The sequence below is a fragment of the Roseobacter litoralis Och 149 genome (assembly GCF_000154785.2).
Taxonomy (GTDB): Bacteria; Pseudomonadota; Alphaproteobacteria; order Rhodobacterales; family Rhodobacteraceae; genus Roseobacter; species Roseobacter litoralis.
Genome location: NC_015730.1, coordinates 2364772 through 2379920 on the forward strand (window position 1 = coordinate 2364772; position 15149 = coordinate 2379920).

Genomic DNA, 15149 nt, shown 5'->3' on the forward strand with positions numbered 1-15149 from the left:
CGTTGATAAAAGGGGCTGGTCCGGCGCAAGAGGATGCGCCGGACCCGTCACAAATTAGAAAATCGACTTGAACTGCTCGATGTTGCTTGCGTCATAGACGAAGGGATCGGCCATGGCGCCTTCGTTGTTTTCATCAAGCGTCAGGCTGCCCATGCGCCCCATGGGGATTTCGGCACCGGGCGCGGCCTCAACGCCGTTCTGGCTGAGTTCATAGGCAAGCATGGTCGCAGAATACCCCAGATCAATCGGATTCCAGATGGCGAAAGACTGCGAGGCACCCGATTCAATCGCACCGGCCATTTCGGATGGCAGGCCAAGGCCCGTGACATTCACCTGACCGACTTTGCCCGCATCCACAACAGCTTGCGCCGCAGCCACGATCCCGACGGATGTCGGCGCGATGATGGCGTCCAGATCCGGATAGGATTGCATCAGGCCGGTCGCCTCGCGGTAGGATTTATCGGCAAGATCATCCCCGTATACCGTCGCAACAACTTCGATATCCGGGTAGTTGCCCATCACCTTGTTCATCTCCTCCATCCAGATGTTCTGGTTGGTGGATGTTGTGGTCGCAGAGAGCAAGGCAACCTCGCCGCCCTCTGGCAAATGATCCGCAGCCAGTTTGATGATCATATTGCCAATCAGCGCGTTGGACGATGGGTTGAGATGCAACTGACGCCCCTCTGGGGCCACACCGGAATCCCAGCTGATCACCGTGATCCCGCGCTGCATCGCGCGCTGCAGGGCGGGCACCAAAGCGTCCGTGTCATTGGAAGACACGGCAATGGCGTCGACCTGCTGGGCAATGAGGGAATTGATGACCTCGATCTGCCCTTCAGCGGTCGTGTCAGTGGGCCCTGTGTAGATGATTTCGACATTGCCGAGTTCTTCCGCCGCCTCCTGAGCGCCTTCCGCAGCCGCTTCGAAAAAGCCGATACCCAGCGCCTTGACGACCAGCGCGATGCGCACGTCCTCTGCCAGCGCGGGGCTGGCGACCATCGTTCCTGCCAATGCAACGGATGCTGCTAGTTTCTTAAGTACACTCATGGTTTCCTCCCTGGAGTGGTTACATCAGGCGGGCAACTGCGCCACACCGTCTTTCTGCGTGGTCCCGGACGGGACAACGATCAATGTGATATCCGCCGCGTCCAGCATGTTTGCCGTGCGATCATCCATGCGGTCATCGGTGATAAGCGTATCGATCCGCTCCAACGGACACAGCACGAGGCTGGAGCGGTTTTCAAACTTCGTACTGTCCACCAGAACGATCAATTCATCCGCCTGCCCGATCAATTTCTGCTCGGCCTGAATCAGCAGCGGGTCCTGCTCCATCAAGCCCAGCGGGCCGATGCCGGCGGCCCCCATGAACATCCGTTTGGCATAGAAGTTGCGCGTCACGTCGTTCTCGAAAGGCGACAGGATGATGTTCTGTTCGCGGTAGATGATCCCGCCGGACAGCATCACGGTATTGGTGGAATTCTTCAACAGATGCTCGGCGATGGGAAAGGAGTTGGTGAACACCTGCATCCGACGCGAGGCCAGCGGGTGTACCATCTGGAAGGTGGTCGTCCCACCGTTGATGATGATCGGCTCACCATCCTCACACAGATCAACCGCTGCCGCCGCGATGGCTTGCTTTTCAGCACTGTTCATCGTTTCGTTTACTGAAAACGGGCGCCCCGCGAGGCCCACAAACGGCTTTGTCGCCAGCGCCTCGGCCCCGCCACGCACGCGACGCAAGCGCCCTTGCGCATCCAGCGTGTTGATATCGCGCCGCACCGTTGCCTCGGACGCTCCCGTCAATGTGCACAAGTCCATGACCGTCACGAGGGACCGGTCCTGAACGGCCGATAGGATTACGCGATGACGGTCTTTTTCGTGCATGGATGCCCCTTTGCTCGCCGTCAAGCTGACGCGAATCGCAGCTGCGTGTCAATCAATATTTGTCACATTCAATCATTCTGCATCGCAGCATGATTGCTTTTGACTGATTCTGATTGACATGGTTTCTGCGCTCGGCCAACGTGCAGCGCAGAAATATCCTGAACTCTGGCGTCCATGGAGACTGCAATGACCCACCCATCCGCAACGCAACGCCTTGAAAACAAGTGGGATGTTAATCTTGCCGCGCCCATGAGCGAATCCGAGAAGCTGCTATATCGCTCCAACCTTCTGGGATCAGACAAGAGAATCACAAACTACGGCGGCGGCAATACATCGGCCAAGGTGATCGAAACTGACCCGTTGACGGGTGAGCCTGCCGAAGTGCTCTGGGTCAAGGGATCGGGCGGCGATGTCGGATCGATCAAAATGGATGGGTTTGCGACGCTCTATATGGACAAGCTGAACGCATTGCGGGGCGTCTACCGTGGTGCCGAGTATGAGGATGAAATGGTGGCCTTCCTGCCCCATTGCACGTTCAACCTGAACCCGCGCGCCGCCAGCATCGACACGCCGCTGCATGCCTATGTGCCGGCAAAACACGTCGATCACATGCACCCGGATGCGATTATTGCCATCGCCGCCGCGAAGGATAGCAAAAAGCTCACCCAAGAGATTTTCGGGGATCGCATCGGGTGGCTGCCATGGAAAAGACCGGGCTACGAACTGGGGCTTTGGCTGTCGGATTTCTGCGAAAAGAACCCCGATGCCAAAGGTGTTGTGCTGGAAAGCCATGGGCTCTTTACCTGGGCCGATGACGCACAGGATTGCTATGAACTGACGCTGGAGATCATTCAGACCGCGATGGATTGGTTTGCAGAGCAAACAGCGGGCAAGCACGCTTTTGGCGGCGCAATCCATCACAGCCTGACATACGCGGCCCGCCGTGCCACCGCGGCGCGTCTCATGCCGGTTCTGCGCGGGATGGTATCGGATCAGCAGCATATGGTCGGGCATTTTGAGGACAGCGATGCGGTGCTGGAATTTGTGAATGCCAAAGACATGACACGGCTCGCAAGCATGGGCACGTCCTGTCCCGATCACTTTTTGCGCACGAAAATCTGCCCGCTTGTGGTGGATTTTGACCCGGCCAACCCTGATGTGGAGGCAACACTTGCGGGGCTCAGCGATGCGGTGGCGGCCTATCGGCAGGGGTATCAGGTCTATTATGAACGTTGCAAACGCGCCGATAGCCCGCCCATGCGCGACCCGAATGCGGTTGTCTATCTGGTGTCGGGTGTGGGGATGATCACCTTTGCCAAGGACAAAGCGACTGCGCGGATTTCCGGCGAATTCTATGTCAATGCGATCAACGTGATGCGCGGTGCGGATGCCGTGTCCGAATATCAGGGCCTGCCCGAGCAGGAGGCATTCGACATCGAATACTGGCTGCTCGAAGAGGCCAAGTTGCAACGCATGCCCGCGCCCAAGGCACTGGCAGGCCGCGTGGCACTTGTGACGGGCGGCGCGGGCGGGATCGGCTCGGCCACGGCGGAACGATACCTGCGCGAAGGTGCCTGCGTGATGCTGGCCGATATTGACGACGCCGCCCTGGCGCAAACGGCGGCAAAGCTGTCGGCACGGTATTCCACGGATGTGGTGCGCACGATCAATATGGACGTAACGGATGAGGCGGCGGTCATCGCCTGTTATACCGAGACCGCTGCCGAGTTTGGCGGCATTGATATCCTTGTGTCAAACGCCGGTATCGCCAGCTCTGCCCCGGTCGAGGACACGACGCTGGCGCTTTGGAACAAAAACATGGCGATCCTGTCGACCGGGTACTTCCTCGTCAGCCGCGAAGCGTTCAAGGTGTTCAAGGTGCAAGATATGGGCGGATCGGTTGTTTTTGTCGCCTCCAAGAACGGTCTCGCCGCCTCGCCCAATGCCTCGGCCTATTGCACGGCAAAGGCATCCGAAATCCACCTTGCCCGCTGCCTTGCTCTGGAAGGCGCCGAGATGGGTGTCAGGGTCAATGTGGTCAATCCGGATGCGGTTTTGCAGGGCAGCAAAATCTGGGAAGGGGAATGGCTCGACCAGAGGGCTGGCACCTATGGCACGGACAAAAGCGGGTTGGAGGCGATGTATCGCGACCGCTCGATGCTCAAACGCTCTGTCCTGCCGCAAGATATTGCGGAGGCCGCCTATTTTCTTGCCTCTGACCTGTCCTCGAAATCAACCGGAAACATCATCAACGTGGACGCAGGCAACGTTCAGGCGTTCACGCGTTAGGGAGGGCAGCATCATGATCCATTCAGACATCATCGCGCAGACCAATGAAACTGCGATGGCAAAATTGCAGGCAGATTATGACGCTCTGGGCGCGCACCTTGATAGGCGCGGGATCGACATCGCGGCGATCAAGGACCGGGTGGCAAACTATGGCGTGGCGGTGCCCAGCTGGGGCGTTGGCACAGGCGGCACCCGTTTCGCGCGCTTTCCCGGCCCCGGCGAGCCGCGCGATATTTTCGACAAGCTTGATGATTGCGGGCTGATCCACCAATTGACGCGCGCAACACCTTCCGTGTCGTTGCATATTCCGTGGGATGCACAACCTGCCGCCGATCTCAACAGCAAGGCCGAAGAAGTCGGTCTGCGCTTCGATGCCATGAATTCCAACACCTTTCAGGATCAGCTGCAACAGCAACACAGTTACAAATTCGGCTCCCTTTCCCACACCAACGCGGCCACGCGCCAGCAAGCGGTTGATCACAACATTGCATGCATTGAACTGGGGGTTGCCATCGGATCAAAGGCGCTGACGATCTGGGTCGGGGACGGGTCAAACTTTCCGGGACAGACCAACTTTACCAAGCAGTTTGAACGCTATCTTGATGCAGCAAAACAGGTGTACAACGCCCTGCCCGATGACTGGACGCTGCTGAGCGAACACAAGATGTATGAACCAGCCTTCTATTCCACGGTGGTGCAGGACTGGGGCACCAACCTGCTTATCGCGCAGCAGATGGGCGACAAGGCAAAATGCCTTGTAGATCTGGGTCATCATGCGCCCAACACGAACATCGAGATGATCGTCGCGCGGCTGATCCAGTTTGGAAAGCTCGGCGGATTTCATTTCAATGACAGCAAATACGGCGATGATGACCTCGACACGGGCAGCATCGACCCCTACCGCCTGTTCCTCGTGTTCAACGAGTTGGTTGAGGCGGAAACGCAGGCTGACTTCGACCCGATGCATATGCTGGATCAAAGCCACAACGTGACCGATCCGATCGAAAGCCTGATGGTGTCCGCAACAGAGGTGCAGCGCGCCTATGCGCAAGCACTTTTGGTCGACCGCACCGCTTTGCTTGGATTTCAGGAAGACAACGATGCGCTGATGGCCACAACGACCCTGAAACAGGGGTTTCGCACGGATGTCGAACCCATCCTCGCAATGGCACGTCTTGAGCAGAACGGTGCCATTGACCCGGTTGCGACCTATCGCGCGTCCGGGTATCGCGCCAAGGTCGGCACACAACGTCCTGCTGTCTCCGGCGCTGGTGGCGGGATCGTGTAGGCAAGCTGCGACATGGGCTTGCTGTGGTGTGCGGTCGATCCCAGTGGGGCGCTGAGGGTCTGATGGCCCTCTGAAGCATGGAATTCCACCGCTTAGATCGCGCATTTTCCCGTTGATTTGTTTCGTTCTGCAGATCGCTGGAGCTATACCCGCAAGGCCCGTGCACCGCTCACACAAGTTCATCTGGCAGGCATATTCAAGCAGGATGACCGCCCCTTCACCTATGCCGCAATGACACCGATCCTCGCGCCCCGAGCGATTGCATGCGCGATAAAAGGCCCAGCACGTTTTGTTGGGCCTTAACAATCTCTTGGTTTTCGGTGAAACTGATGCGTAATGAAGTTCTCTCTGGGTTTGATACTGGCGCTCTGCCTCGCTGGATTGCAATTTGTTGCCGTCACTATTGTGGTGTTTTCATCCTTTCTCACCTCCGAAAAAGTTCTGCTGGAGCATGCGCGCGACCTCTTGAGCGATGTGGGAACCAATACCATCGAGCACTCGAAGGGATTCCTCAAACCTGCCAAAGGTGCCGCTGAGCTTGCAACACGGCTTGCCGAGAATCAGGTTATTGCGAGCGATGATTTCAACCAGCTTGAAAACCTTCTCTTTCAGCAGCTTCAGATTTCACCGCAGTTTGCAGGGGTTTTTTATGGTGATGAGGCCGGGAACTTTGTCTATGTGATGCGCAGCGAAGGGCCCGGACCCTTCCGAACCAAGATTGTGATGCGCGACGGCGAGGCACGCGAAACCGAGCTGATCTGGCGTGACAGCAATTATCAGGTGCTTGCGCGCCAAGACGACAAAGCGGACACATATGATCCGCGCACGCGCCCCTGGTATCAATCCTCCCGGGAAAACCTGACAGGCATCTGGACCGACCCCTACATCTTTTTCACCTCGCAGCGTCCCGGCATCACTGCCGCATCACCCGTTTTCAATACCGATGGCGGATTACGCGGTGTCGTCGGGGTGGACATTGAAATTGGCGCTATTTCCGGGTTTCTGAGTCGGCTCAATATCGGAAAGTCAGGCGTTGCACTGATCCTGAACCGGAACGGCGACGTCATTGCGCACCCAAATCAAGCACTGATCCGCAAGCAAAACCCGGACGGAACATTTCGGTTTGTCAACATCAACGAGATCGACGATCCGGTCGCCCATGCCGCCTTTGCCGATGTGGTCCGTGGGTCGGAGGTCTATGTAGATCGTGAGGTTGCGTCGCGGTTTGAGTTTGACGGGTCTACTTATGTCTCGACCGTGATGCCTGCCATCAGTGATGAACTGCCGTGGACGATCGCGGTCTATGCGCCGGAAGCGGATTTCACCGGTGAGATTACGGGAAACCGGACACAGAATGTCTGGATTGCAGCAACAATTGCCCTTGCATCGGGCGTGGTGGGGTTAATGCTGGCGAATTATATCCACAAACCTGTCCGGGCTTTTGCCGTTCGATCCTCGCTGGTTTCGCAGGGGGAAGCCTCGGCGGAGGAACCTTTACCCAAAACCTACAAAGAGCTTGAACGCGCAAATGAAACTCTGGTTCAGGCCATCGCCGAGCGCAAGAAATCAGAAGCCGAATATGACAGGACCTTCGATCTTGCTGCGCGCGGCATGGCCCGGATACAGGCGCACACCGGTAAGATCCTGCGGATAAACAGACGGCTTGCCGATTTGCTGGGCTATAGCGAAGTCGAAGCGCTTGATTTGACAATTCAGGACATATCGCACCCCAGTGACCCCGTCGCCAAAGTGTTCACCGCGTCAAGCGGCGGAGGTCGCTCAGAGTATTTCAGTGAAAAGCGGTATCGGCACAAAGACGGTACCACCATCTGGGTCAGTGAAAACGTGATCGTTATTCGAGATGACAATGACGTGCCGGTCTATGCCGTAGTCGCGGTTGACGATATTTCGGAAAGAATTGCAGCGGACCTGAAAATCCAGCAGTTGAATACCGATCTGTCGCATTCTGCACGGATCAACATGATGGGACAGATGGCGACCGGGCTTGCGCATGAATTGAACCAACCCCTGCTTGCGATCTCGCAAAACATGGACACGGCTGTTTTTCTGCTCAAGGACACAGACCAGAAGGCTTCCGCCCTGCGGGAGCTTCTTGTGGAAACAGACCGGCACGCACACCGCGCCGGGGACATCATCAAAGCGCTGCGGGCGTTTGTGAAAAAGGAAGGCGCTGAAAAAACAGAGTTTGATTTTGCCGAACTGATGGAGCAGTCCCTGCATCTGATGCGGGCTGAGGCTAAGGACCACGGCATCAGCATCACCGCAACAGGCAGCAATCTTGAACCCGTTTATGGATCACGCGTGCAGATCGCTCAGGTGCTGGTGAACATGTTGCGCAATGCCATTGAATCCATTGCCCAGAGTAACATGCGCGACCGCAAGGTCACTCTGAAAGCAGAGAACACCCAATCCGGGGCTATGATCAGCGTCACCGACACAGGACCCGGTTTGCAGGAAGACGTGGACGTTTTCGAACACTTCAAAACGACCAAAAAAGACGGCATGGGCATGGGGCTTTCGATCTGCCGCACAATTGTGGAATCGCATCGCGGGGAAATCTGGTACCAGCAGGACCCGGATGGAAACCCCCAATTTTGCTTTACTCTGCCTGCATTGAAACCAAAAACGGAGGTGGGGAAGGCATATGAATACAGCCACTGAACCTTGCGTTTTCATCGTGGATGATGACGAAGACATTCGCACGTCTCTCTCGCGCGCTTTGCGCACCCGTGGATATAACACGCAGGTCTTTGACTCCGCACATGCCTTTCTGGCGGGCTACGACCCCGCCCGGTCGGGATGCCTGATACTGGATTACGGACTGCCACAGATGAATGGTCTGGAACTCCAGCAGGTGCTTGTAAACCGTGGCAGAGCGTTGCCTATCATTTTCATCACCGGGCATGGCGGCGTTTCAGAAGCCGTGCGCGCGATGAAATTCGGGGCCGTCGACTTTCTGGAAAAACCGTTTCGTCAGGAGGCGTTACTGGCCCGAATTGATACCGCCCTGCAAATAGATGCAAAGGCGCGCGACGTCGATAACGCGTTAAAGATGACCCAGAACAAACTAAAAAGCCTGACCCAGCGCGAAAGGGAAATCGCAGAATTTCTGGTGTTGAATCCCTCCAACAGTTCCAGCAAGGATGTAGCACGTCATCTCGATATTAGCCCACGCACGGTCGATCACCACCGCGCACGCATTCTGGATAAAATGAACGTCCAGTCGGTCGCAGAGCTTGTCGATCTGGCGCTGACCTATCAGCTTTTTGAAAAACCCGAGACGTGAACGGGCTATAGGCAAGTCTACCTAGGTAACAACGCGAATATACCTTGGCCGTCTTTTGAACGATTGTATGCGTGCAGTGTGTATTTTGGAAATTTTGTGCGCTGCAGGTGCAATGGGTTAACGAGTGATAGAGAAACGGAATTAGCTGGTTCTCGGTTGGCCTATCTTCCCGTCCAGGATAAGATTTTGCGCCTTGTCGCGTGAATGACTGGAATAGCGCTGCGACCTGTTTTGCACCAACAGATCGCAGCGCACCACTAATCCAACACTAAAAAGCACTTAAAAGCGTCATGCGAAAAACCTGAATCACATAACGCTGCCTGAAATCAAAGATTTCAACGCGTTACGTGATACTTGATGTTTCAGGTATTTCGTCAGACGCTCTAGTCCGACGCGTTGTTGCGACGTCACCAGCCTACCGCCCGCGCAACGCATCCTCCAGCACAGTGAGCACATCGCCGGCTGCGACGTCGGACGTCACAAAAGCCTCGCCCAACCCGCGCGCAAGGATAAAGTGCAGCGTCCCTTGCATGACCTTTTTGTCCTGCCCCATCAGATCAAGCAATCCGGCAGCATCCGGCAATTCGCCGGGAATGTCGCGCAGGTCGGTTTTCATCCCCATCGCTTTGAGATGCGCGCGCACGCGGCTTGGGCTTTCCTGCGAGCAAAGGCCCATGCGGGACGACAATTCAAAGGCCATAGCGCAACCAATGGCCACCCCCTCGCCGTGCAACAGGCGATCCGAGTACCCGGTCGCCGCCTCCAGCGCGTGCCCAAAGGTGTGACCCAGATTGAGCAGCGCGCGGTCCCCCTGCTCTGTTTCATCGCGGATGACGATATCTGCTTTCATCTGAACCGAGCGCCGCACGGCTTCACATCGTGCTTGTTGATTCCCCACCGCCAGCGTTGGCCCGTTTTCTTCGAGCCACTCGAAAAACGCCAGATCACCCAGCAGGCCGTATTTAACGACTTCGCCGTAGCCCGCCAGAAAATCACGCGCCGTCAGGGACCCAAGCACGTCGATATCTGCCAGCACCAGACTGGGTTGATGAAACGCACCGATCAGGTTCTTTCCCTGCGCCGCATTTATCCCGGTCTTGCCCCCGACAGAGCTGTCGACCTGCGCCAAAAGTGACGTCGGGATCTGCACGAACCGCACCCCCCTGCGCAGGATCGCAGCAGCGAACCCGGCAAGATCACCAATGACACCGCCGCCAAAAGCCACCACGACATCGCCGCGCTCGACCTTCTGATCAAGCAGCCAGCCCACGGTCCGTTCAAGTGGCTCCCATGATTTCGTGGCTTCCCCTGCGGGCAAGGCCAGTGCCGTCATCTCAATGCCCTCGCGCGCCAGCCCTGCACGCAAAGCGTCCAGATGCAGTGCAGCCACGGTTTCATCCGTCACAACAGCGACCTTTGGTCGATTAAGCAGCGGCAAGATATGCGCGCCAGCCTCTGACACAAGCCCCGGCCCAATCCGTACGTCATACGCACGCCCGGGCAGATCGACATGAACAGTTTCAATCATTTACAACCTCCAGCACATCGGGTCGCGACACCAAGACCTCTGCCACACGCCGGGCCATTTGCTCGATCGCGACGGGCGGGGCACAAGGCACGGTCATATCGGCCTTGGCATATTCCGGAACCCGCGTTTCATACAGTGCGCTCAGCGTTGCCTTTGGATCAGGCGTGCGCAAAAGCGGTCGCGTGTCCCTGTGTTTGACCCGGTTCCACAGCAGTTCAATATCCGCATCCAGCCAGACCGACACACCGCGCGCCGAAATAGCGGCGCGGTTGGCCTCAGCCAGAAACGCCCCCCCACCCGTTGACAGCACGCACGCCTGCCCACTTAGCAAGCGGTTTATGACTTCACTTTCACGCGCCCGAAAAAAGGCTTCGCCATCACGGGCAAAAATTTCCGGCACGCTCATATTGGCTGCCTCTTCGATCTCATGATCCGAATCAAGAAAGGGAACATCCAGCAATTGCGCCAGCGCACGGCCCACAGCAGTCTTGCCCGCCCCCATCATTCCGATCATCACGATCGTCTTTTTCAACACAAATCTGTGTGTTTGACCCGTTTCGGCTCCGGTTTGCTCAATTTCGCTCATAATCGATTGAATGACGTGATATTATAAAAAAGGCCATATATAACTTAAAGAAAAACGGCAGGCATAAAGGCAGTAAAATGCTCCGATTATTCAAATTTCTGATCTATCTGGCCGTGATTGGCTTTATCGGGCTGGCGGGTTATGCCTATGTCGGTCCGTTTTTCGGCGCTGATTTCTCAGCCCCCTCCGAAGAGACACGTGTACCCGTGACACTGGATGCCGATTAAACATCTTTCATACGCGTTCTTTGGGATATTCCTGTGCACTGCCGGTTTGGCGCAGGATCAGCCACTGTCGGTCATTGACTGGGTTAAGCGTAATCCGGACCAGCCTGCGATGACCTCGGCCATCCCGGCGCAGCGATTTGAGCCGCCCGTGTCACCCGGTGCGCATGTTCCGGTCGTGAGTGTCGCGCCGCTGGATCAAAAGGCGCGCCGCATTATCGGATTGGTGCCTGCGTCAGTCACTGGCCTGTCCGAAGACATATGGTCAGGCAGTGATGCGCGCGCGTTGCAGGCACAACTCAACGACATCCCCGTCTTGCGGCTGCCTGCCGCGCAGACCCTGTTGTACACCGTGCTTTTGACCGAAGCCAAAGGTCCCGGCGATGACACGGCGGGTGAAGACCTGCTGACACTTGCCCGCGTGGACGCGTTGATGCGGTTTGGGGCACATGACGCGGCGTTGTCCTTGCTTGATCAGGCAGGGGTAACGCGCGATGCGGCACATTTCAGGGCCTATATGGATCTGGCGCTGCTGACGGGTCAGGAAGACACGGGCTGCGCCATTCTGACCACGACACCGCACCTTGCGCCCTCCCTGTCGCACCGCGTCTTTTGTGCTGCCCGGCAGGGGGATTGGCCCACGGCCGCCCTGCTCTTTGATACGGGCAACACGCTGACGGCGTTTTCCGATGCTGAGACAGTCGCCCTTGAGAGGTTCCTGCACCCTGAGGCGTTTGAAGACGCGCCCCCCCTGCCGCGGCCCGCTGAGATAACTCCGCTCTTGTTCCGGCTGCATGAAGCCATCGGAGAGCCCTTGCCAACCGGTGCCTTGCCCCGCCCCTATGCCGTCGCTGACCTGCGCGATCTGGCGGGCTGGAAACCACAACTTGAAGCCGCTGAACGCCTCGCCGTGACAGGCGCCTTGTCACCAAACCGGTTGCTCGGGCTGTACACGGCGCGTCAGGCCGCAGCCTCAGGCGGCGTCTGGGACCGTGTGCGCGCGGTTCAACGGTTTGAGACTGCGCTGCGCACACGCTCCACCGATGCGATTTCAAAAAGCCTGCCCGTTGCATGGAGCGCCATGCAGGCGGCGGGTCTGGAAATGATCTTTGCCGACCTGTTCGCGGATACGCTGACCCGGTATCAACTGGGTGGGCGCGTACAGGAAATCGCGACCACCATGGCGCTTTTATCGACGGATTACGCAGGCGCACAACTGTCGGAAGACACGGATCCGTTTCTGAGTGAATTGGCGCGAGGGACACCTGAAACCATGATCAGTACCGATCTGCGCCACAGCGCGATCAGCCGTGGGTTTGACCCTGCGAACGCACGCCGCGACCTGACACAGATGGCGCAAAACGGCCGGCGGGGCGAGGCGATACTGCGCGCTTTGATCTTGCTTGATGACGGGGCTGCGGGTGATCCGGTTGCCCTGACACAGGCACTTGCCACATTGCGTTCCTTTGGCCTCGAAGACACTGTCCGACGGGCCGCGTTGCAAATCCTGCTGCTGGACAAATACAGCTGATGGCAGCGCATAGTACATGGATTTCCGCCTTTCTTGAGGCACAGGCAGCCGAATTGGGCGCCGCACGCAACACGCTGCTGGCCTATGGCCGTGACCTCAAGGACTTTGACAGTTTTCTGACACATCGAAATCTGGATTTTCACGCCGCAGCACAAGCTGATGTCGAAGCCTATCTGATTGCCTGCGATGCGGAGGGTCTGTCCAAGGCAACGCGCGCACGCAGGCTCTCAGCGGTCAAACAGCTTTATCGGTTTGCCTTTGAGGAAGGCTGGCGCAGCGATAACCCGGCCCTGCAGATCACGGGTCCGGGACGCGACCGCAAACTGCCGAAAACACTGTCCGAGGCAGAAGTGGACAGGCTTCTTGAGGCGGCCCGCAGCTCAGGGCGCAACACAGCGGACCGGGCGCGCAACACCTGCCTGATGGAACTGCTGTATGCGACCGGTATGCGCGTCACCGAGCTGGTCAGCCTGCCCGTGTCTGCAGCACGGGGCGATCCGCGCATGTTGTTGATCCGCGGCAAGGGCGGCAAGGAGCGGATGGTGCCCCTCTCGCCCCCTGCCCGCGATGCCACATCAGAATGGCTGCGGCTGCGCGATGAGAAAGAAGCCCTCAAGAAGGCCGACGGGCATCCGCCCTCACGCTTCCTATATGCATCGCGCGGGGTGTCCGGGCATCTGACGCGGAATCGTTTCTATCTGTTGATCAAGGAACTGGCCGTCGATGCAGGCGTCAGCCCGTCCAAGGTGACCCCCCACACGCTGCGCCATGCTTTCGCGACGCATCTGCTGGCGAACGGCGCGGATCTACGCTCGATCCAGACACTACTGGGTCATGCGGATGTGGCCACGACCGAAATTTACACCCATGTGCTTGAGGCAAGGCTTTCCGAATTGGTTCTGACGCACCACCCCCTGGCCCAGGAGGACCCGCGCCCGCCGGGTGACAAACCTGTTCTGGACGCATCGTAATGCCGTTCCACTGACACGGGCCTTTCCGGCGCACTGATGATCGCAACGGCGCCACACTGTCGCAGACCTGCCCAGATGCACATGCAACTCTGGCTCATCCCTTGATTGCGGGCACCATCGCCCCCATAACCAATGAACACATCTCAAAGGTACGCTCTAACATGGACATGTCCACCGCCACCCTCGACGCCACATTCTGGATGACCTCAGGCGTTATTCTGTTTTTGCTCGTGCTCTCGGGGTTCTTTTCCGGCTCTGAAACGGCACTGACGGCCGCATCGCGGGGAAAACTGCACTCGCTTGCCGACAAAGGCAACAAGGGCGCGGAGCGTGCGCTGCAGATCACCGAAGACAATGAGCGGCTCATCGGGTCGGTTTTGCTGGGCAACAATCTGGTGAACATCCTTGCGGCGGCTCTGGCCACGTCCATCTTTACGCGCGCCTTTGGCGAAAGCGGTGTCGCTCTGGCCACATTGGTGATGACCTTGCTTGTCCTGATCTTTGCCGAAGTCTTGCCGAAAACATACGCCATAACGAATTCAGAGAAAGCGGCAAGCTTCGTGTCCCGCCCCATTGCGATTGTGGTGACCGTCTTTGCGCCCATTGTGGCGGCTGTGAGGCTTCTGGTCCGTGGCGTTCTGCGGCTTTTCGGTGTGACAATCGACCCCAACAGCAATATCCTCGACATTCATGCTGAAATCGAAGGCGCGCTGACATTGGGTCACTCCGAAGGCGTCGTTGAAAAAGAGCATCGCGACCGTATTCTGGGCGCGCTTGATCTGAACGAGCGCGCCGTGGAAGAAATCATGCTGCATCGCTCCGGCATCGAGATGATCAACGCCGATGATGATCCGCAGGACATTCTGCACCAGTGCCTGCAATCCAACCACACCCGCCTGCCTGTGTTTCAGGAGCATCCGGAAAACATCATCGGTGTGATCCATGCGAAGGATCTACTGCGCGCCATGTACAAGATCATCGGCGGGCCTGAGGGGGATGCCTCGAAACTGCGCAGCTTCAAGCTGTCCGACGTGGCAATGAAACCCTATTTCGTGCCCGAAACCTCCACCCTTGATGAACAGATGCGCCAGTTCCTGCGCCGTCGGACGCACTTTGCCCTCGTGGTCGATGAATACGGTTCACTGCAGGGTCTGATCACGCTGGAAGACATCCTCGAAGAGATCGTGGGTGAAATCACGGACGAGCATGACCCGACGGACATGGCACCGATCCAACAGACCGAAGACGGTCAGTTCGTGATCGATGGCGCGATGACGATCCGCGACCTGAACCGCGCCGCCGACTGGAACCTGCCGGATGAAGAAGCCAACACCGTCGCCGGGCTGGTCATCCACGAAGCACAAATGATCCCGACCACCGGTCAGGTGTTCTCATTCCACGGGTTCCGGTTCGAGGTCTGCGCGCGCGAGGGCAACCGCATTACGGAACTCAAAATCCGCGCGCTTTGACCACGCGCACGGGCGGTTGGTTCCATGGGCTGTCGCGCGGCGCGCCCGCGTGACACACTGGCGCGCGCCGCG

The 15149-nt window shown here is 57.7% G+C and carries 12 protein-coding genes; 8 read left to right on the forward strand and 4 right to left on the reverse strand.

Going from position 1 to position 15149, the window contains the following annotated elements; translation table 11 throughout:
* Positions 1 to 54 precede the first annotated feature (54 nt).
* Positions 55 to 1047 carry a rhamnose ABC transporter substrate-binding protein gene (gene rhaS, locus RLO149_RS11210; RefSeq protein WP_011569207.1) on the reverse strand — a complete coding sequence of 331 codons (993 nt, stop codon included), beginning with the start codon at positions 1045 to 1047 and terminating at the stop codon, positions 55 to 57.
* Between the two features lie 24 nt (positions 1048 to 1071).
* Positions 1072 to 1884, reverse strand: a complete 813-nt coding sequence (locus RLO149_RS11215; RefSeq protein ID WP_013962205.1) for a DeoR/GlpR family DNA-binding transcription regulator — start codon at positions 1882 to 1884, stop codon at positions 1072 to 1074.
* Positions 1885 to 2070: 186 nt separating this feature from the next.
* Here RLO149_RS11215 and RLO149_RS11220 point away from each other — a divergent pair, with 186 nt between their 5' ends.
* The 4 genes from RLO149_RS11220 (at position 2071) to RLO149_RS11235 (ending at position 8768) form a co-directional block, all read left to right on the forward strand.
* Entirely contained in the window at positions 2071 to 4173 is a 2103-nt protein-coding gene (locus tag RLO149_RS11220) for a bifunctional rhamnulose-1-phosphate aldolase/short-chain dehydrogenase (protein WP_013962206.1), read from the forward strand.
* Positions 4174 to 4186: 13 nt separating this feature from the next.
* Positions 4187 to 5461, forward strand: coding sequence for an L-rhamnose catabolism isomerase (gene rhaI, locus RLO149_RS11225; RefSeq protein WP_013962207.1), 1275 nt, complete (start codon positions 4187 to 4189; stop codon positions 5459 to 5461).
* A 336-nt stretch (positions 5462 to 5797) separates the two neighbouring features.
* Positions 5798 to 8143 carry a cache domain-containing protein gene (locus RLO149_RS11230; RefSeq protein WP_013962209.1) on the forward strand — a complete coding sequence of 782 codons (2346 nt, stop codon included), beginning with the start codon at positions 5798 to 5800 and terminating at the stop codon, positions 8141 to 8143.
* A complete protein-coding gene (locus RLO149_RS11235; protein WP_013962210.1) occupies positions 8127 to 8768 on the forward strand; it encodes a response regulator transcription factor in 642 nt (213 codons plus the stop codon). The genes RLO149_RS11230 and RLO149_RS11235 overlap by 17 nt, the downstream gene beginning before the upstream one ends.
* Positions 8769 to 9183: 415 nt before the next feature.
* Here RLO149_RS11235 and aroB read toward each other — a convergent pair whose 3' ends face one another.
* A complete protein-coding gene (aroB, locus tag RLO149_RS11240) occupies positions 9184 to 10296 on the reverse strand; it encodes a 3-dehydroquinate synthase (RefSeq protein WP_013962211.1) in 1113 nt (370 codons plus the stop codon).
* The gene (locus tag RLO149_RS11245) at positions 10289 to 10882 is read right to left on the reverse strand and encodes a shikimate kinase (protein ID WP_013962212.1); all 594 of its coding nucleotides are present in this window, start codon (positions 10880 to 10882) and stop codon (positions 10289 to 10291) included. The genes aroB and RLO149_RS11245 overlap by 8 nt, the downstream gene beginning before the upstream one ends.
* 77 nt (positions 10883 to 10959) lie before the next feature.
* Between RLO149_RS11245 and RLO149_RS23950 the strand changes: the two genes are divergently transcribed.
* The 4 genes from RLO149_RS23950 to RLO149_RS11260 all read left to right on the forward strand — a co-directional run bounded on the left by RLO149_RS23950 (position 10960) and on the right by RLO149_RS11260 (position 15077).
* Positions 10960 to 11109 carry a hypothetical protein gene (locus RLO149_RS23950; RefSeq protein WP_013962213.1) on the forward strand — a complete coding sequence of 50 codons (150 nt, stop codon included), beginning with the start codon at positions 10960 to 10962 and terminating at the stop codon, positions 11107 to 11109.
* Positions 11099 to 12637 (forward strand): hypothetical protein, encoded by a 1539-nt coding sequence (locus RLO149_RS11250; RefSeq protein ID WP_013962214.1) that lies wholly within the window; start codon positions 11099 to 11101, stop codon positions 12635 to 12637. Before RLO149_RS23950 ends, RLO149_RS11250 begins: the two co-directional genes overlap by 11 nt.
* Positions 12637 to 13608 carry a site-specific tyrosine recombinase XerD gene (locus RLO149_RS11255; RefSeq protein WP_013962215.1) on the forward strand — a complete coding sequence of 324 codons (972 nt, stop codon included), beginning with the start codon at positions 12637 to 12639 and terminating at the stop codon, positions 13606 to 13608. The genes RLO149_RS11250 and RLO149_RS11255 overlap by 1 nt, the downstream gene beginning before the upstream one ends.
* A gap of 161 nt (positions 13609 to 13769) precedes the next feature.
* On the forward strand, positions 13770 to 15077 hold the full coding sequence (locus RLO149_RS11260) for an HlyC/CorC family transporter (protein WP_013962216.1): 1308 nt from the start codon (positions 13770 to 13772) through the stop codon (positions 15075 to 15077).
* Positions 15078 to 15149 lie beyond the last annotated feature (72 nt).

Coding starts and splice junctions, on each gene's coding strand:
- RLO149_RS11245 (WP_013962212.1), bottom strand. CDS start 10,882: ATGAGCGAAATTGAGCAAACCGGAGCCGAAACGGGTCAAACACACAGA.
- RLO149_RS11255 (WP_013962215.1), top strand. CDS start 12,637: ATGGCAGCGCATAGTACATGGATTTCCGCCTTTCTTGAGGCACAGGCA.
- rhaS (WP_011569207.1), bottom strand. CDS start 1,047: ATGAGTGTACTTAAGAAACTAGCAGCATCCGTTGCATTGGCAGGAACG.
- RLO149_RS11220 (WP_013962206.1), top strand. CDS start 2,071: ATGACCCACCCATCCGCAACGCAACGCCTTGAAAACAAGTGGGATGTT.
- RLO149_RS11250 (WP_013962214.1), top strand. CDS start 11,099: ATGCCGATTAAACATCTTTCATACGCGTTCTTTGGGATATTCCTGTGC.
- RLO149_RS11260 (WP_013962216.1), top strand. CDS start 13,770: ATGGACATGTCCACCGCCACCCTCGACGCCACATTCTGGATGACCTCA.
- RLO149_RS11215 (WP_013962205.1), bottom strand. CDS start 1,884: ATGCACGAAAAAGACCGTCATCGCGTAATCCTATCGGCCGTTCAGGAC.
- rhaI (WP_013962207.1), top strand. CDS start 4,187: ATGATCCATTCAGACATCATCGCGCAGACCAATGAAACTGCGATGGCA.
- RLO149_RS23950 (WP_013962213.1), top strand. CDS start 10,960: ATGCTCCGATTATTCAAATTTCTGATCTATCTGGCCGTGATTGGCTTT.
- RLO149_RS11235 (WP_013962210.1), top strand. CDS start 8,127: ATGAATACAGCCACTGAACCTTGCGTTTTCATCGTGGATGATGACGAA.
- aroB (WP_013962211.1), bottom strand. CDS start 10,296: ATGATTGAAACTGTTCATGTCGATCTGCCCGGGCGTGCGTATGACGTA.
- RLO149_RS11230 (WP_013962209.1), top strand. CDS start 5,798: ATGAAGTTCTCTCTGGGTTTGATACTGGCGCTCTGCCTCGCTGGATTG.